Origin of the sequence: Halogranum amylolyticum (genome assembly GCF_900110465.1) — an archaeon.
GTDB lineage: Archaea > Halobacteriota > Halobacteria > Halobacteriales > Haloferacaceae > Halogranum > Halogranum amylolyticum.
The window spans coordinates 44,780-61,149 of the sequence record NZ_FODV01000012.1 but is presented as its reverse complement, the minus strand read 5'-3'; the positions used below and the strand labels follow the sequence as shown (position 1 = coordinate 61,149).

General features: G+C 65.0%; 15 protein-coding genes. 2 read left to right on the top strand and 13 right to left on the bottom strand.

All coding sequences use genetic code 11. The features are described from left to right. The first annotated feature begins 64 nt into the window (after nt 1–64). Complete coding sequence (locus BSG17_RS17615) at nt 65–790, top strand: hypothetical protein (RefSeq protein ID WP_089826444.1); 726 nt, start codon at nt 65–67, stop codon at nt 788–790. Nucleotides 791–977: 187 nt separating this feature from the next. Here BSG17_RS17615 and BSG17_RS17610 read toward each other — a convergent pair whose 3' ends face one another. The 7 genes from BSG17_RS17610 to BSG17_RS17580 form a co-directional block, all read right to left on the bottom strand. After that, nucleotides 978–1,427 (bottom strand): universal stress protein, encoded by a 450-nt coding sequence (locus BSG17_RS17610; protein ID WP_089826442.1) that lies wholly within the window; start codon nt 1,425–1,427, stop codon nt 978–980. Between the two features lie 132 nt (nt 1,428–1,559). Beyond that, nucleotides 1,560–1,973 (bottom strand): hypothetical protein, encoded by a 414-nt coding sequence (locus BSG17_RS17605; RefSeq protein WP_089826440.1) that lies wholly within the window; start codon nt 1,971–1,973, stop codon nt 1,560–1,562. Nucleotides 1,974–2,036: 63 nt separating this feature from the next. After that, complete coding sequence (locus BSG17_RS17600; RefSeq protein WP_089826438.1) at nt 2,037–3,125, bottom strand: Mrp/NBP35 family ATP-binding protein; 1,089 nt, start codon at nt 3,123–3,125, stop codon at nt 2,037–2,039. Beyond that, nucleotides 3,115–3,876, bottom strand: a complete 762-nt coding sequence (locus BSG17_RS17595) for a TorD/DmsD family molecular chaperone (protein WP_089826436.1) — start codon at nt 3,874–3,876, stop codon at nt 3,115–3,117. The genes BSG17_RS17600 and BSG17_RS17595 overlap by 11 nt, the downstream gene beginning before the upstream one ends. Continuing rightward, nucleotides 3,876–7,190, bottom strand: a complete 3,315-nt coding sequence (locus tag BSG17_RS17590) for a molybdopterin-dependent oxidoreductase (protein ID WP_089826434.1) — start codon at nt 7,188–7,190, stop codon at nt 3,876–3,878. Before BSG17_RS17590 ends, BSG17_RS17595 begins: the two co-directional genes overlap by 1 nt. Continuing rightward, on the bottom strand, nt 7,190–8,452 hold the full coding sequence (nrfD, locus tag BSG17_RS17585; RefSeq protein ID WP_089826432.1) for an NrfD/PsrC family molybdoenzyme membrane anchor subunit: 1,263 nt from the start codon (nt 8,450–8,452) through the stop codon (nt 7,190–7,192). The genes BSG17_RS17590 and nrfD overlap by 1 nt, the downstream gene beginning before the upstream one ends. A 4-nt stretch (nt 8,453–8,456) precedes the next feature. After that, nucleotides 8,457–9,476 (bottom strand): 4Fe-4S dicluster domain-containing protein, encoded by a 1,020-nt coding sequence (locus tag BSG17_RS17580; RefSeq protein WP_089826430.1) that lies wholly within the window; start codon nt 9,474–9,476, stop codon nt 8,457–8,459. 310 nt (nt 9,477–9,786) lie between these two features. Here BSG17_RS17580 and BSG17_RS17575 point away from each other — a divergent pair, with 310 nt between their 5' ends. After that, on the top strand, nt 9,787–11,661 hold the full coding sequence (locus BSG17_RS17575; protein ID WP_089826429.1) for a bacterio-opsin activator domain-containing protein: 1,875 nt from the start codon (nt 9,787–9,789) through the stop codon (nt 11,659–11,661). A 12-nt stretch (nt 11,662–11,673) separates the two neighbouring features. On the opposite strand, the gene BSG17_RS17570 is transcribed toward BSG17_RS17575, so the two are convergent. From BSG17_RS17570 to BSG17_RS17545, 6 genes are all read right to left on the bottom strand, one after another. After that, entirely contained in the window at nt 11,674–12,294 is a 621-nt protein-coding gene (locus BSG17_RS17570; RefSeq protein ID WP_089826427.1) for a molybdenum cofactor guanylyltransferase, read from the bottom strand. Further along, nucleotides 12,291–12,731 carry a molybdopterin-dependent oxidoreductase gene (locus BSG17_RS17565; protein ID WP_089826425.1) on the bottom strand — a complete coding sequence of 147 codons (441 nt, stop codon included), beginning with the start codon at nt 12,729–12,731 and terminating at the stop codon, nt 12,291–12,293. Before BSG17_RS17565 ends, BSG17_RS17570 begins: the two co-directional genes overlap by 4 nt. A 457-nt stretch (nt 12,732–13,188) precedes the next feature. Then, nucleotides 13,189–13,770 carry a DUF7344 domain-containing protein gene (locus BSG17_RS17560; protein WP_089826424.1) on the bottom strand — a complete coding sequence of 194 codons (582 nt, stop codon included), beginning with the start codon at nt 13,768–13,770 and terminating at the stop codon, nt 13,189–13,191. 173 nt (nt 13,771–13,943) lie between these two features. Continuing rightward, nucleotides 13,944–14,666, bottom strand: coding sequence for a hypothetical protein (locus BSG17_RS17555; protein WP_089826545.1), 723 nt, complete (start codon nt 14,664–14,666; stop codon nt 13,944–13,946). Nucleotides 14,667–14,796: 130 nt separating this feature from the next. Continuing rightward, nucleotides 14,797–15,915, bottom strand: a complete 1,119-nt coding sequence (locus tag BSG17_RS17550; protein WP_089826422.1) for an aminotransferase class V-fold PLP-dependent enzyme — start codon at nt 15,913–15,915, stop codon at nt 14,797–14,799. A gap of 80 nt (nt 15,916–15,995) precedes the next feature. Beyond that, nucleotides 15,996–16,322 carry a hypothetical protein gene (locus BSG17_RS17545; RefSeq protein ID WP_089826420.1) on the bottom strand — a complete coding sequence of 109 codons (327 nt, stop codon included), beginning with the start codon at nt 16,320–16,322 and terminating at the stop codon, nt 15,996–15,998. Nucleotides 16,323–16,370: the final 48 nt, after the last annotated feature.

Sequence of the window (16,370 nt, the reverse complement as noted above, 5' to 3'; positions counted from 1 at the left end):
GCGCGTTTCGGTACTGCCACCGTCGATACGTTTCACTGGGCGCAAACGCGCCACAGGATACCCAATGGCAACTGACAACACCGCGTTCGTGACAGTCGACCGCTTCTCCGAGGAGGCGTTCGACCTTCTCGCTCACGAGCATTGTCGACGTCTCTTCGTGGCGCTCGCCGGCTCCGATCACCGGGCCGAACACGGCGTCGCCTCGGACTGGGTCGTCGACGAGATCGATGACTCGGACCTCCTCGAGAAGGGACGCTACTACGACCACCTCTCGAAACTCGTCGACCTCGGATTCGTCCAGTGGGACCGCGAGACAGACACCATCACTCGTGGCGAGCGATTCGACGAACTGTCTCCGTTGTTCGATCGTCTCGCCTCTCGGCGTCCGCTTTCCGACGCAGAGCCACCGACCGACTGTTCGCTGGACGAGGTGTTCGACGCACTCGGTCACCCTTTCGGACGATACGTTCTCCGCTTCCTCGCTGACCCAACGGCCCATCCAGACCGGGAATCAGAGCATCCAGACTGCGAGTCAGAGTCGTCTCACGCGTTTGTCGACGACGACCCCGACGTCCTCGAACGCAAACTCAGGTGTGTCCACCTCGACACGCTCGACGACTACGGGTTCGTCGACTGGAACCCGCAGACGGACACTCTCGCTCGCGGCGAGAACTTCGAGGAAGTGGCGGCCGTCCTCGAATTCGTCGCGGAGAGCCAGGAGGACGACCGCGGCAACGACAGAATCGAAGAGTTCGATTGGATATCGACCGGTACTGGGGTCGAGTACTAGCCACACGGATCCGGTCGCTGCTCCCGCTTCCTGTCTACGACACCGACAAGAGCATTCTGGCGCACTTTCTGACGTTCGAACTGGAACCGTTCACAGAGATTCGAGGAGGAAGTCCACGACTTCAGTCGTGGGTCACTGACAGACGCACCCAGTCACATCGGTATCGGCACCGAAACTCTCGATGGTGCTACTCCTCGACGTCGGTCTTGATGACAAGCGCCGGGCGGTCGGTCAGTCGGAGGACACGGTCGGTGACGCTCCCGAGGAGACTTCGGTACTCGTCGGGACGGCGCTTCGTCCCGAGGACGACGAGATCGACGTCCTCCTCGGTCGCGTAGTCGACGATGACCTCGTGGGGCATCCCGTGTTCGAGCGCGTCGACCACGGTCACGCCGGCCTCGTCGGCCTGCGCTTCGATCCGCCGAAGCGTCTCTTGGCCGTGCTCTTCGAGTCCGTGCTCCGGCCCCTCCGCCTCGTCGACGTACTCGTCGCCGCTATAGGCGGAGTAGACGCTCTCGTCAACGACGTACAGCGCGTGGAGCGTGGCCCCGTGTTCGGCTGCCGTCTCGATCGCGTGCGTTTCGGCGTTCGTCGACGCGACGGTTCCGTCGGTCGCAAGGAGGATACGTTCGTACATCGGGAGGAGGCTCGTCCGGACGGGCCATAAATACCCGCCCCGGTTCTCGCGCCATCAGAGCGACCGGGAGCCGAGCTGTTTCACAGCGTTTCGAGGCTGATGCCACGGGGGATGACCTCGAGGCAGTTGACGCTAGTCGCACGTCTCACAGGTGCGCCGGTGGCGATAGTACAAGAGTCCCGCGAGGAAGACCGTCGTCACCGCTCCGAGCAGCGGACGGTACGGCTCGAGATACGTCATCAGCGCCGACGACCCGAAGAGTGTGAGCAAGACGACGTTGCAGATGGGACAGCCGAACGCGAGAAATCCGCCGACGACCCCGCCGGCCGCGAAGCGGTCGTCGCCCGAACCGACGGTGACTGGTCGTTGGGCGACGAACGCACCCGCGAACACGGACGTCGTCGTGAGATACAGATAGTCGAGCGGCGTTCGCGGAACCATTCGGACGTAGACGGGGTTCGGAATCAGCCCGGTCACGACACCGAAGAGCACGAAGAGACCGACGGCGACGCCGGCTCCTTCGAGCATTCGTCTCGGGAGGACCATCGTAGCGACAGCTTCCGTCGAGTGGCTGAAAAGAATGGCGACTGCCGTCGTCGACTGACAGACTCAATCCTCTGCTTCCGAGGGGGACACGGGTGACGCGTTCGCTGCGTTCGACGCGCGGGCGTGTCGACCGAGATAGCCGACGGCGTCGGCGACACGACCGGTGAGGTCGCGGAACGCCTCTCCCGTCTCGTTCGCTTCGAGGACGACGGGGCATCCGCCGTCACCACCGCTTCGGACGGCGGGGTCGAGCGGGACGTCACCGAGATGCGGCACGTCGACTTCCGCCGCGAGCGTCTCTCCGCCACCCCGCCCGAACAGTTCGTGTGTGGTCTCGCAGTCCGGACACCGGAACGTCGACATGTTCTCGACGACGCCCAACACGGGCGTCTGATATTCGGCGAACATCCGCATCGCACGGCGCGTGTCGTCGGTGGCGACGTCCTGCGGTGTCGTCACGACGACTGCGCCCGTCACGGGCAGCCGCTGGAGGATCGTCAGCTGTACGTCGCCCGTCCCCGGCGGGAGGTCGACCACGAGATAGTCGAGCGGACCCCAGACCACGTCGTCGAACAGATCCGAGAGCACGTTGTGGGCCATCGGCCCACGCCAGACGACCGGGTCGCCCTCGTCGACGAGCAGTCCGACACTCATCACCGAGACGTCGTACGCCACCGGTGGGACGATGCGGTCCGTCTCGCCGTCGTACGAGACAGTCGGGTCGTCGTTGACGCCGAGCATCCGGGGAACGTTCGGCCCGTACACGTCGGCGTCGAGAATCCCGACCCGTGCGCCTCGGTCGGCGAGCCCGGCCGCGAGGTTCGTCGCGATCGTCGACTTCCCGACGCCGCCTTTCCCCGAGGCGACGGCGACCACGTTCTTCACTCGCGGGAGGACGCTTCTCTCGGCCGCCGCTGTCGGCGTCGCTCGGAGGTCGGGTGTGAGCCCGACCGACCGAACTGCCTCACGAACGTCGTCTGCGATCGCCGCTTCGGTCGGTGCGTGCGGGGCCCCCAGGTCGAGTTCGAGACGTGCCGTCTCCCCGTCGACTCGGACGTCGGTGACGAGGCCGGTCGCGACGATGTCGTCGTCGAGTTTCGGGTCGGTCACTGTTCGAAGCGCGTCGATGAGAGTCGTCGAGTCAGCTGTCATTGGTGGTCTTGGTCGGGTGGTCGTGTTCGTCGGATGGTTCGGCTGTGTGGTCGGGCGACGCGGGCGTCTCGGAATCACTGACTGCGGCCGGTGATTCGCGAGCGTCCCACGCGACGAAGATTCGGGCGAGTCGACTCAGCGTCGCGAAGACGCCGACTGCCGAGTCTCGCTTCTGGACGGCGGTGTCGAACGCGTCGAGCCAGGCGAGTTCGCCGAACACCGAGCGCTGCAGCGACAGGAGCCCGTCCAACGCCGCGGTGTCGTCGTCGAGGGCCGCCTCGTGGGTGCACAGCGCCTGCTGGAACTCGAAGATCGCGGCGAGATGGTCGGGGACGCCGTCGCCTCGTCCGGGTTCGAACCCGGTACGAGCGTACAGCTGTGAGAGTCTCGCCGCCGAGTCACCGAGCAGTTCACCGGCGGTTCCGGCGTCGTGATACGCCGACGGCGACTCGAAGGACTTCGACGGCGTCGTCGCGTGTGCGGACGCGAACGGCGGCACGTAGTGCTCGCCAGGGACGACGAACAGATTGTCGTACGCGAACGCGAGCGCCTCGTGGTCGAACGTTCCGTCGAGCGGACCGAGGTCGACTTCGCCCGGGAGCGTCTCCGCCAAGCGCGCGAAGGCGTCGTCGTCGATCGCCTCGCGGAGCGTCTCGACGTCGCCGTCGAACACCGCGGCGAAGAGCCCGTAGACGCGTGCCCGCGAGCGAGCGAACGCGTCGGGGTCGCTCTCGTCTCCCAGTGTGGACATCAGTGCTCACCTCCGTCGAGCCGTTCGACGTCGACGTAGGCGTCGAACTGCGCACTGCTCCCCCCCACGAGGTCACTCAGGCCGGTGTCGCCGAGCGACTGGTCGAACGGCTGAACGTGGTTGATCGCGAACCCGGCGTCGCGTCCCTTGGCGATGCCGGCGTCGTCGGTCATCGGCCGGTCGAACTGATACGGCGTGTGGCCGTACTCACCGGCTGGCTGCCTCGTCTCGCCGTCGACGGTCTCTGAGACTGCGCCGTCGCCGTCGCGGCCCCAACCCCACATCGCGCCGACGACACCGGGGCGAATCCCCTGGGTCACCATCGCGACGCCCTCGACGACACGGCGTCCGGCGTCGATGCGGATGCGGTCGCCGTTCTCGATACCGCGTTCGTCCGCGTCGTCGGGGTTGATCCACAGCGGGTTCTCCGGACGCGTCTCCCGGAGCCACGGGGAGTTCGTCGTCCGGTGCATCCCCTGGGTGCGTGGCTTCCAGTTGATGAGCTGGAGCGGGCGGTCAGACGTCTCCCGACGTTTCACGCCGACCTGCAGACTCCCGTCGTAGTGGCGGATGTCGTCGACCTTCGGGAGCGGGTCGAACCGCTCGCCCGTGAAGGAGTGCCGCCCCCGAGCGACGGCCTCGCTGTAGAAGTCGACGCGCGACCCCAGCTGATAGCGCATCTGGTCACCGTCGTAAGCGTTCGAGCGGTCCCCGCCACGCTCGGCATACGGGTAGTCGTGTCCCTGCTCGGCGTAGGCGTCGGCGTACCCGTCGACCGGTTCTTCGAATCGCCCGCCACGGTTCAGCACCGTCACGACCTTGCGCCACTCCTCGGCGGTGACTGCGTCTCGCCAGTCACCGACGTCGAAGTGGTCACCGAGTCCCTTCTCGTGTGACCGACGGAACACCTCGAGTTCCTCGTCGGAGGCATCCGCGACGGGGTCACGGTCGTAAGCGACGTTGGCGGCCAGTTTGACGTAGAAGTCTTCGGCGGTGTCGAGCGGCCACAGAGTTCCGTTCGCATCGGGGATCGCTCCCTCGCCGACGCCCGGCAGCTCCATCCGCTTCCAGAGGTCGATCAGCACCTCCTCGAACGGGCGGGCGTCCGGGACGACCTTCACGGCCGGTTGGCTGATCTTCTCGTCTGCGAGGCGTTTGTTCGGATACGTCCCGAAGTTCTCCCACCGCTCCAGGTAGGTCGGTTCTGGGAGGATGTAGTCGGCGTACTTGCTCGTCTCGCCGATGACGGTGTCGGAGGCGACGACCAACGGAATCGTGTCGGTGTCCCCGAGGATGTCGGTGATGGCGTCGCCGCCCGGCACCGACATCACGTGGTTGTTCGAGTACGGGCGGATGAACAGCGCCTCGATCGGGTACGGATAGCCGTCCTTCGCAGAGCCGTAGATCTCCTGTGTCGCCTGTGGGGGAGCGACGGGGAACCACGGGCGTCGTGCCGGATAGCCGTCGTCTCGCTCGAACAGCGAACTGTCCTCGTAGCTGGCGCCGCCGCGGACGAGCGAGATGCCCCACGGCGAGTGCCCGTCGGGGACGGTGCCGAGTTCGTACCGCCCCGACATGGTACTGTACCCCGCGTACGGCGTGATCTGCCCACCCTTCCAGTCGTAGTTCCCGATGAGATGCTGGAGCGTCGCGATCGCCCGCGTGTTGTAGAACCCGTTCGTGTGTTTCGCGGGACCGCGGTAGCTCATGATCGCCGCCCGCTTGCCGTGACTCGTGAACTCGTCGGCGATCTCGGCGACCAGGTCCGGCGAGACGCCCGCCATCTCGGCGTACTCGCCGACCGTGTACTCGTAGACTCGGTCCCGGTAGAGCCCCCAGACGCTCTTGAGTCGCTCGCCGTCGACCGTGATGTCGACGTCGAGCACGCCTTTCTCTGTCTCGCTCGCCGCCTGTATCGCGCCAGTCTCGGCGTCGACGACGACGAACTCGTCTGCCGCGTCGGCATCGGTGTCGGCGTCGACCGACCCGACGTCGCTGACCCGCGCTTTGGGTCCCCCTTCGGCGTCGACCCGGACGAGATGCGTCGCGTCGCTCCACGTCGGTTCGCCGTCGTTGCTCGCGGCCGACTGTGCGGGGTTCGTGAGGTACTCCTTCTCGTAGCGGTCGTGTTCGAGAATCCAGCGTGCCATCCCGAGTGCGAGCGCGCCGTCCGCACCGGGGTCGACCGGAACCCACGTCTCGGCTTTCTCCGCCGTCTTCGACATTCGCGGGTCGACGACGTCCATCCGCATCCCCGACTGGATGGCGTTCGTCAGTTTCGGTGCGAGCCAGGTCGGCCCCTTGTTGGCCACCATCGGGTTCGTCCCCCAGACGAGGAGATACTCGCAGTTCTCGATGTCGGCGTACTGGCGTTTCTTTTTCGCGGCGTAGGACCGAACGTTGCCCATGACGCTGGAGAACCCGCAGGTGCCTGCGTGGTGGAAACTGTTGATCGACCCGAGCCCCTGCGACCAGAGGCGCGTCCGGATGAAGTTGCGACGGAATCCGCCAACGTCGACGAGTTGATTCGCCTTCGGGCCGAGGTCCGGGTGGTCGGTGTCGATGAGTCGGTCGCCCCACTTGTCGTCGAAGGCGGCTTTCGCGAGTTCGCCGGCTTGGACGGCCTCCCAGTCGGCCATCACTTCCTCTTCGGGAGCGAACGCCCACATGTCCCGAATCCCCGGGTGGCCGAGGCTGTCGTCGCCCGTGACGATCTCTTCGAGCGCCTGCTCCCACGATATCGACCGCCACTCGCCGCTCCCGCGCGGTCCGACCCGCTTGAGCGGCTTCCGGACGCGATAGGTGTCGTAGGCCGTCTGGATGCCCGCCTGACCCTTCAGGCAGATCCGGCCGCCGGAGAGCGACCAGCGGTCGGTCGCGACGTCACCGCTGCCCTCGACGTCGCCGGTCGCGACGGACGCCGGGTCGCTCTCGTAGGGGACTTGACCGAACGGCTGTGTGTTGAGAAACGAGTAGGGGTTGCCGGCGAGTTTCCGGATGAGGGAACTGTACTCGCCCGGTGCGTCGCCGTCGTCGATACGCACCTTCACGGGACAGAAGGTGTTGCACTGACCACACGTGGTGTGGATGACGTCGGTGGCGTCGTAGTCACCGATGTCGTCGCCGACGTAGTGTTGTTCGGCGTCGCTCCAGAGGTCGGCGGTGTCGATATCGACGGTGGCGTTGCTGGCGGCCGCGACGACGCCGATCGTCCCGGCGGCCTTGACGAAGTCTCGTCGGGAGACCGACCCGCTGTCGGCCGCGTCGTCGGTCGAGTCGATACTCTCGGAGCTGTCGGGTGTGTCTTGACTCATCAGTGGTCACCTTCGAGGGGGGTCAGTGGGAGGAACTCTGCGCCGAGCGTGTACAGCAAGAGGCCGACGGCGACCATACCGAGGCTCGTCAGCCACTCGACTGCCGTCGGGAAGTACGATCCGTGCGGAAGCCCGTCCATCACGGGGAGGATCTGCGGTGGAACGACGATGTTGAAGCGGACGGCGACGATGCCGACGACGACGCTGAGCCCGGCCGCAGCGACGAACCAAGGGCGGCGACGCCACGAGCGCTTGCTCAACACGACGAGCGGGAACAACCAGCCGAGTCCCACCATGAACCACCAAAAGGACCACGACATCTCGCCGAAGAGGACGATGTTCCACGTCTCGACTTCGTGGGGGTGCAGACTGGCGAGTGCGATCAGCGCGTCGATCGCCGTCAGCGCCGCGTCGGTCAGGACGAACGCGGCGATGAGCGAGGCCAGTCGTTCGAGGAGGTCGCGGTCGACTGACGCGCCGTCGAAGAGCCGCGTCCGAAGTACGTAGAGCACCGAGACCAGCGCAGTCCCCGACACGACAGCGGAGATCACGAAGATGATCGGGAACAGACCGCTGTTCCAGTAGGGGCGTGCTTTCGCGACGGCGAAGAGGACGCCGGTCCCACCGTGGACGAGGAAGATGGCGAGTGGGATTCCGAGCGTTCCGACGCGTTTGAGCCACTTCCTGTCGGTCGCACGGGAGTCCTCGTCGGTCCCCCGCCGTCCGAGCGTCAACAGCCCGCAGAGACGGTTTCGCCACCCATCGCCGCGAGCCGCGACGCGCGCCAAGTCGATGCGCATCGAGAGATACAGCTCCGTGACGAGCACCGTGATGTACGCGACGTACGCGTGGACCTCCCACGAGAGCGCGGAGGTCAGCTGTCGCCAGAAGAACGGATAGTACATCCGGTCCATCCGCCCGAGGTCGGTCCAGACGAACAGGAGTGCGACGACCATGCTGATGATCGCCGCGAACAGCGCGTCGCGGTCGATCCGGTGCATCCCCGGCATCTCGAAGACGTTCGCGAGCGTACTCACGAGGAACGCACCGGCCGACAGCCCCACGAAGTAGATGTAGAACGCGACCCACGCACCCCAAGGGGTCACACTCGTGAGGTTGGTCGTCGCCATGCCACCGTCGATGCGAAGCCACATCGCGTACCCACCGACACCGAGCAAGACGGCGAGTAGTCCGTACCACGCGACACGCAGTCGGTTGTCGACGAACCCCGGGTCGTAGGCCGATCTGTGTTGTGTTGCCATGAGCTTATTTCAGGTAGTAGACGTTGGGATCGGTCCCCTCACCCTCTTTCAGTTGGAACGCCCGGTTCGACTCCGCCAGCTCGGCCGCTTCGCTCTCGGTGTCGTTCAGGTCGCCCATGTTTCGGGCATCGCCGACACACGTCTCCACGCACGCGGGTTCTTCACCGCGCTCGAGACGGTGCATACAGAAACTGCACTTGCGCACGTTGCCGACCGGCGAAGCGCCCGCTTCACGGTCGCCGCGGTCGACGAGATACTCGGGGCTGGTGACTTCACCCGCCTCTTCGACCTCTTCGTCGTAGTTCTCGCCGAAGTCGAAGTAGCGTGCCCCGTAGGGACACGCGATCATGCAGTACCGACAGCCGATACAGCGGTCGTAGTCGATGTTGACCACGCCGTTGTCCATCTTGTACGTCGCGCTGACCGGACAGACCTGCACGCACGGCGGGTTCTCACACTGCATACACGGCCGCGGCAGGTTCGTCCGTGTCACGTTGGGGAACTCGCCGTGTTCCTCCTCCATGACCACGTTGTAGGAGACGCCCGGTGGCGTCCGGTTTTCGGCCTTGCACGCGACCGTACACGAGTCACAGCCGATGCACTTCTGCAGGTCGATTACCATCCCCCACCGCGAACGGTCGTCGTCCGATTCGACGTCGCCGTCGAGTTGCGACGCGACGTCACACATCGATCCGACCGAGCAGCCAAGCGAGTCCGCCGTCTCCGTCGAGATAGTCTGTTCGGTGCGGTCGATCGCCGGATTCGGCGTCTCCCGATACGCCTCGCCGAACTCGGCGGCGGCCGCCTCGTCGAACTTCTCCCAGTACTCGTCGCCGGTGAGTTCGCCACGGGAGACGCGCTTTGCGTCTTCGGCCATCTCGATGCCGAGCTCGGTGTCGAAGTCGACCTCCGCGAGTATCTCCGCTGGGTCGTCGAGTTCGGTGTCGACCATCTCGTCGAACTGGCTCGGCTCGAGGTCGACCGACGGGATGCCCGGGGTCGCGTCGGTGTCGTCGACGCTCATCTGCTTCCTCCGTCTGTGCTCGCCCCGTGATCGGTCTCGGGGGTTGGGTCACTCATACAGGTAAGACTACAGTCCGTCACCCAGAGAGCGTAGTACCAATACTGTTGGCCCCCTGCTGAGCGCTCCCAGAAGGGGGACAACTACCTACCCATACTGTTTGGTCCCCGTGGAGAACGCCCGCATTCGGCGATTCCCACGGACTGAAAACGACGGGGGCTTATACGGACACCCTCTCCGAAGGTTGCCCTATGACGCACCGTGTGACGGGCCGAAAGACGGGCCACGATCGGACACAGAGGCGTGTCTCGAGATGAACGGTGTCCTCCTGACGTCCATCGTACTCCGACTCGTCGGTGTCGGCTACTCGTTGGTCTTGCTCCGCCGAAGTGGCGACCGACGGTTTGGGTTTCTCACAGTGTTGCTGACGTTCATGACCGTCAGACAGCTGCTGACGGCCGCCAGTACGGCGACGACGGGGCTCGAAGAGGTACCGGGGCTCGTCGTCAGTGGTCTCGCCTTCCTCACGATCCACTATCTCGACCGGTACGTCGACGAAGAGCGGCGTCTCACACGGAAGCTGCAGTCAGCGAACGACGAGCTCTGTACGTTCAAGAAAGCCGTCGAACACGCCGGCCACGCGATCTTCTTCACCGACCCGGACGGGACGATCACCTACGCGAACCCCTCCATCGAAGCAGTCACCGGCTACTCCCCCGAGGAGGTCGTCGGCGAGAACCCACGACTCTGGAAGTCCGGCGAACACCAGACAGCATACTACGAGGAGATGTGGGAGACGATCTCCCGCGGCGACGTGTGGGACGGCGAGATCGTCAACCAGGACGCGTCCGGTGAACAGCACTGGGTGGACATGACTATCGCACCCGTGACGAACGACGGCGAGATCGAGCAGTTCGTCGCCGTCGACAGCGACGTCACCGAGCGGAAGCGGCAACAGCGGCGGATCGAACGACAGAACGAACGGCTGGTTCGCCTCAATCGGATGAACCAACTCCTCCGCGACGTGAACCGCCGTCTCGTGACGGCGACGAATAGAGACGACGTCGAACGGACGGTCGTGGATCGTCTCGTGAATGACGCACAGGTCGTCGCCGCCGGGATCGTCGACCGCACTGCGAGCGGGCGACTCCGGACGCGTTACGTGGCAGGAGAGACGGACGTCGTGGACGGACTCCTCGACGACGCGGCCGACGAGCTGGCGGTCGTCACAGCGGCAGTCGACCACGGACAGACCAGCGTCTCGACGTCGCTCTCGTCGCTGGACGGCGTCGAGACGACTGCCGATACGGTCGGTGTCGTCCCCCTCACTTTCCGGAACAGTCGCTACGGTGCACTCGTCGTCGCCACACGGACGCCGGAGTTCTTCGAGACGATCTCGTCCGAGGTTCGAGCCGAACTGGGCGACACCATCGGCAGCGCGATCAACGCCGCCGATCGCCGGCGTGAGCTCGTCGACGACCGGATCACCGAGTTGACGTTCGCCGTCAACGACACGAGCGCACCGCTCTTTGCACTCGCACGGGAGAGCGAACGGGACGTCGAGCTGGTGCGGACGACTGCCGGACGGGAGTCCAAGCGCGTCCTCTTCGTTCGAATCCACGACGTCGACGGTGAGACGGCACACGAGGCGGTCGCGGCAGTCGCCGACCTCGACGACCCGACCGTCGTCTCGGAGACCGAATCGGAGTGTGTAATTCGAGTCGTCGCGACGGGCACCGAGACGCTCGCGGACACACTCGCGACGCACGGGGCGACGATCGGTGAACTGACTGTCGCCGCTGCGACGCTCGACGGGGAGTTGGTCGTCGACGTACCGACCGGCGTCGACGTTCGCCCGATCGTAGAGACGCTGCGAACGCGCTTCGAGGTATGTGACCTCGTCGGTCGGCGTGAACGAGAGCGCACTGTCGACACTGCGGTCGGGTTCCGCGAAGAACTCGAGGCTGTACTCACCGACCGACAACTCGAGGCGATCAGAATCGCCCACCTCGCGGGCTACTTCGAGTGGCCGCGTGAGCACAGCGGAGAGGAGGTCGCTTCGATGATGGACGTCTGCCAGTCAACCTACATGCAGCATCTGCGCGCCGCCGAACGAAAGTTGGCGGCACAGTTGTTCGACAGCGACACGATGGGGAGACGGCTGGCCCCGGGTTCGGCCGTGGGGTGATCGAACTGTCGGTCAGTGGAGCGCTGCTCTGCGGAGTGTCGTCAACTCGTTTTGCGTGTTCACGTTCGTCACGGCGCGCTCGAAGACGGGATGTGCGTCGACGTGAAGCAGTCGAACCTCCGAGAGCGCGTCGAGCACGTCTCGTAGACTCTCGATCCGGACGCTGTTTGTCTGCAACTGGCGAACTGCTGTCGTTCGGTATGCAGCGAGGAGAGGTTCGGGCATTTCGGTGTCGTCGCACGCGACGACGGCCCCCGTCTCGGACGTGGTGTTAGAGAGGAGCGTTCGAATCGCTGCCCGGGAGATGAGCGGCATGTCACAGCCGACGACGACGAACCACGGTTCCGACACCGCTTCGGCGGCCGCGAACAGCCCTGCCACCGGGCCTTCGTATCGGTCGTCGTCGACGACAGTCGGGAGACGTGGAAGGACCGAAAGCAGGTTCACTGCGCGCTCGTCGGTCCGGGCAGCGAGCAGTGGACGCGTCTCGACCGCCGTATAGAGAGCCGACACGACGTGCGAGATGAGTGGCTCCCCGTCGAGGGGGGCGAGCGCCTTGTCGTCGTCACCGAATCGAGTGCTCTGGCCACCCGCGAGGACGACGCCGCGAACTCGGCCGTCGCCAACGGTCACGACACTTCACCTCTCTCTGGGTGGTGTTCGTACGTCCGTGGATCTTCGTCGGGGGCGAGCGCGACTGCCTCGAGTTGGACGACGTCTTTCACGGTTCGCATCCCGTCGATCCCCGGCACGACCAGCCGTGGCGAGTCGAGAGTCTCGCCGTCTCGTTCTGTCGCGACCAGTCCGGAGAGCGCATCAGCGAGTTCGACGTAGACGTGACAGCCATCAGCGCCCGTCACGGCAATGTGCGTCGTCTCGGGTGGCGCATCGGCGACGGCGAGGAGTTCGCCGACACGAACGCCTGTCCAGGCGGACTCGTGTCGGAGTCCAGATGCACATGAGACGACGATCTCCTTCGTCTCTCGTGGGAGCGCCTGTAACTCGGGGTGACCGATGTGCACCGACTCGTCCCCCTGAACGAGGACGGCCGTCTCCGCGACGTTCGTCATCGGAGCCACCTCGCCAGAGCGTGCCCACTCTGAGACTCGGGACGGACCTCAGCGTCTCCACGCCACGTCTCGTATCGAACCGCGTTCTCGGCAGCGTCACCCGCATAGCGATCCGGCTGTACTGTCAGACAGTAATTGCGTCTCGGTCTACGCGTACTGTGTCGCCCGAGAGGGGGTACGAACATGGACGGTAGAAACTTTCCGACGACGTCCCCTCAAACCGGACTCCGATTCCCACACCTTGGGAACGAGATGTCGGTATTCGCTCATCTTCGGCATGGACAACGAGCGGACGAATTCTCCGACGCGCACCGATGGGGGACATCGAGCACTCGAAACGCGACGGGACTGAGAACGAAGACGTCTCCAAGGGGTCTGACGTTCTTCTCCGTCCGGCGGGGAGACCGAGGAGCGGCCGTCCGAAGCGATTCGGTCGCGGATCGGGGTTGCGGAACCGTCAGCTCGGGTTCCACTTTCGGGACGACAGCACGAGCGTGATCGTGGCGAACAGTCCGGTGATGAGCGTGGCGAGCCACCCCCCGGCGAGCGCGGGTGCGAGACCGAGACTGGAGGCGACGAGGAGCCCCACGCTCAGCGCAGTCGCACCGCCGTAGTACCGCATCGAGATCGACTCCTCGTCGGTCTCGTTGTCCGACTCGCTGGGCTGTTCGTCGACCACGAGATACTGCTCGACACGGTCGAGAAGCGGCATCGACTCGACCCACCCCCGACTCTGGTTGTACTCGATGACGCCCGCCTCGTCGAGCTTTGGCAGGTGCGACTGGTAGAGCGCGATGTACACGCGCTGGCGTTCGTCGGACTCCAATCGGTCGACTGGCTTGTCGTTCTCCCAGGCGGCCACCTGGACCGCGATATCCCGCATCTCGAACGTCGATTCGTCTCTGTGGTCGCACAGATACCGAACGACGGCACGGCGGCGACCGCTCTGTAGGAGGTGAAAGAGCTCGTCTCTGCTCAGCGACCGCTCTCGGGGAACCTTCGATGTCTCGTCTGCTGGAGGCCTGGCTTTCGTGCTCATCAGTCTGAATTGTGTCATCTGGACGAAAGCTAATAAAACGAACAGTCAGTTCGGCTATGTTCAACTGCCGGACACACCGTTCAGGTCCGGCGAGATCTGGAGTAATCAGACATTATCGGTTTTCGGAGAGTTTGCTCGCCAATCGACGATCGGCGCCCACTGGGAGGGGTGATTCAGAGGGGGAACCCACCGTAGCGCAGATACACCATATCGAGGACAAGAAGCAGCTGGAACAGCCCCTGGACGCCGCCGAGCATAGCGTTCTGGGTCCCGATCGACGCGATGACGGAACTGTCGGGAGTCACCGACCGCATCTCTCTGTACATCCGGATCTCGCCGGGGAGCAGGAAGCCGAACCCCTGGACGGACAGGAGCGTCACGATGCCGAGTGCGACCGCGATCGCCGGGTCGACCGGTTCGAGCGCGGCGACCGTGAGGCCGACCCACGCGAGCGATCCGACCACCGCGAGTGCGAACGGCACCTGCCACCGCCAGTCGCGCCACGCGTCGAGTCGCCAGCCGATCAGCAGGAGTGCCGGAATCAGGTTCGCCGCGGTGAAGAGCGCGAGCCAGGGCTCGGCGTTCGTGAACCAGCCGAGTCGCTGCGCCAGCGTGAGACCGCTCCCGATGGTGACGGCAGCCAGCGACGGCAGCAGGAACGTCGTCTTCGGTGTCAGTCGGCCGAACACTGCGGCGCTCTGCTCGTCGTCGAGTCCACCGACGACCGGCCCGAGCACCGTCCCCATGAAGAGGTCGATCCCCGTCCACAAGATGCCCGCCATCACGTGAACGTACGTGTGGTGTTCGACCGATGCGACCGTGACGGCGTACCCGAGCGCGGCTAGCGGGAGAAACACAACGGCGACTGCGAACGCCGGGTTCGCGCGCTGACCCATCCCGACGACCGTCCCTCGAACTGTCGACGTGGACATACGAGAAGGGGAACGACTCATACTACAAGTAAATGACTTGTTATTCTTTGATAATTACAACTTACGGGACACAACCGAAGGGAATGGACGGGAGTCAGTATTCCCCGTTGAGCGCCTCGAGTACCGACTGGACGTCGTCTTCGGTGTTGAATGCGTGGACGGAGACTCTGACCGCGTCCGGTTCGGGTAGCGGTCGGATCACGATCTCCTGCTCTTTCAGTCGTTCGACGGTTCCCTCGGGGTCGGCGACGTCGATAGTGACCAGTCCGGACTCGGGCGTCGTCGGACTCAGGAGGTGGTCGTCGGGGACGGCGTCGCTCAGCGACGACGCGAGCCCGTGAATCCGAGACTCGACGGTGTCGAGTCCGACGTCGCCCATCGTCTCGATCGCCTGCTGTAGCGCGACGTAGGGAGCGGGGTTCGTCGTCCCGATCTCCAGTCGTGCTGCGCCCGATTTCAGTTCGTACTCCTCGTCGGTCGGCGTGACGACGCCGCGATAGCCGAGCGCACGCGGGTGGAGCTCTTCGGCGAACGAAGCGTCGACGTATAGATAGCCCGCACCCCAGGTGCCGAGGAGCCACTTGTGGCCAGCGGCGGCGACGGCGTCCGCCCCCCACTCGTGGACGTCGACCGGCGTCTGTCCGACGCTCTGCACCGCGTCGACGAGGACGTACGCCCCCGCCTCGTGAGCGATGTCGACCAGTTTTTCGACGGGCATGCGCGTCCCGTAGTTCCAGGTGAGCGAGCTGAAACAGACGAGTTTCGCGTCCTCGACCGCCTCGCGGTAGGCGTCGAGGTCGAGTCGCCCGCCCGAGCTCTCGACGACGCGAACCTCGACGTCGTGTGTCCGTTCGAGTCGTTGCCACGGGAGAATGCCGGCGGGATGTTCGAAGTCGGTGCGGACGACGACGTCGCCCGCCTCCCACTCGAGCGCACCGGCGATGCGGTTGATGCCGTCGCTCGTGCTCTGGGTGAGTGCGATCTCCTCCGTGTCGGCACCGAGGAAGTCGGCGACGGTCGCCCGCACGTCGTCGTACGTGTCGAACGCAGCGGGGTACATCCCCTCACCCGCCGGCGATTCGAACTCGTGGTATTCGAGGAACGACTCTGCCGCCTCGACGACGTGGCGTGGACTCGGACCGCTCGCGCCCGTGTTAAGATAGGTGACGTCCTCGAGAGCAGGCATGTCCGCGCGGAGTTCCGTCGGTGTCATGCTCGGGGGAACACACCGACCGCAGTAAGAACTAGTGGCTGGCTCACGACGGTGGAGAACCGCCGCAAGGTCTTTGTCGCTCAATACGGGTCCATATCCTGACCGAGCGCGTACGGGTCCATATCTTGTCCGGGCGTGCTCGTGGTAAGCGCGAATCCGGAGGTGCTGTGGCCGAGGGTCACGTTGTCGATCGGGAACGCGAGTGTCGTCGCCGACAGCGGGGCGTTCGGGCTCGGGGTAGCTGCTACAGTCACACGCTGGTCGGATGCGTCTACCGTCGTCGTGGCGGAAGTCGCTTGCGACGTGGTCGCGACGCCGAGCGTTCCGACCCCGACGCTCGCGAGTACGACCCCGGTCACGAGCAGTGTCAGCGCGATGTGGTCACCGATTTGGTTCTTGTCGAACATCACGGTTCCTCCTTGGATGGGTGATGCGATGGATTCGGTAGCTCAGTA

Coding starts and splice junctions, on each gene's coding strand:
- BSG17_RS17615 (WP_089826444.1), top strand. CDS start 65: ATGGCAACTGACAACACCGCGTTCGTGACAGTCGACCGCTTCTCCGAG.
- BSG17_RS17610 (WP_089826442.1), bottom strand. CDS start 1,427: ATGTACGAACGTATCCTCCTTGCGACCGACGGAACCGTCGCGTCGACG.
- BSG17_RS17605 (WP_089826440.1), bottom strand. CDS start 1,973: ATGGTCCTCCCGAGACGAATGCTCGAAGGAGCCGGCGTCGCCGTCGGT.
- BSG17_RS17600 (WP_089826438.1), bottom strand. CDS start 3,125: ATGACAGCTGACTCGACGACTCTCATCGACGCGCTTCGAACAGTGACC.
- BSG17_RS17595 (WP_089826436.1), bottom strand. CDS start 3,876: ATGTCCACACTGGGAGACGAGAGCGACCCCGACGCGTTCGCTCGCTCG.
- BSG17_RS17590 (WP_089826434.1), bottom strand. CDS start 7,190: ATGAGTCAAGACACACCCGACAGCTCCGAGAGTATCGACTCGACCGAC.
- nrfD (WP_089826432.1), bottom strand. CDS start 8,452: ATGGCAACACAACACAGATCGGCCTACGACCCGGGGTTCGTCGACAAC.
- BSG17_RS17580 (WP_089826430.1), bottom strand. CDS start 9,476: ATGAGCGTCGACGACACCGACGCGACCCCGGGCATCCCGTCGGTCGAC.
- BSG17_RS17575 (WP_089826429.1), top strand. CDS start 9,787: ATGAACGGTGTCCTCCTGACGTCCATCGTACTCCGACTCGTCGGTGTC.
- BSG17_RS17565 (WP_089826425.1), bottom strand. CDS start 12,731: ATGACGAACGTCGCGGAGACGGCCGTCCTCGTTCAGGGGGACGAGTCG.
- BSG17_RS17560 (WP_089826424.1), bottom strand. CDS start 13,770: ATGAGCACGAAAGCCAGGCCTCCAGCAGACGAGACATCGAAGGTTCCC.
- BSG17_RS17555 (WP_089826545.1), bottom strand. CDS start 14,666: ATGGGTCAGCGCGCGAACCCGGCGTTCGCAGTCGCCGTTGTGTTTCTC.
- BSG17_RS17550 (WP_089826422.1), bottom strand. CDS start 15,915: ATGACACCGACGGAACTCCGCGCGGACATGCCTGCTCTCGAGGACGTC.
- BSG17_RS17545 (WP_089826420.1), bottom strand. CDS start 16,322: ATGTTCGACAAGAACCAAATCGGTGACCACATCGCGCTGACACTGCTC.